The sequence below is a fragment of the Bacillota bacterium genome, assembly GCA_024655925.1.
In the GTDB taxonomy this organism is placed as follows: domain Bacteria; phylum Bacillota; class DTU025; order DTU025; family JANLFS01; genus JANLFS01.
On the sequence record JANLFS010000223.1, the window covers coordinates 785 to 1078 of the forward strand.

Sequence of the window (294 nt, forward strand, 5' to 3'; positions counted from 1 at the left end):
GGCTCGTCATCGATACCACGCGCAAGGTTGAATATCTGGGCGCCCCACTTACCGAATCGTTCCGTCAACCATTCAAGCGGCCATTCCCTGAGGTCGCCCACGGTGACTATCCCAAACCGCCGGAGGGCCTCTTCCCCCCCCTTGCCCACGCCCCACAACTTGCCCACGGGCATTGGACACAGGAAGGAATCCACTTCATCGGGCTTGACCACGAGCAACCCATCTGGCTTGCACGAGTCAGAAGCGAGTTTGGCAAGGAACTTGTTGGGCGCGATGCCGCACGATGCCGTGAGG

Annotated in this window: 1 protein-coding gene; it reads right to left on the minus strand. The window is 60.5% G+C overall.

The annotated features are described in order from the left end of the window. On the minus strand, window positions 1-294 hold a 294-nt coding region (locus tag NUW23_16315; protein MCR4427711.1), incomplete at both ends, for a DNA polymerase IV.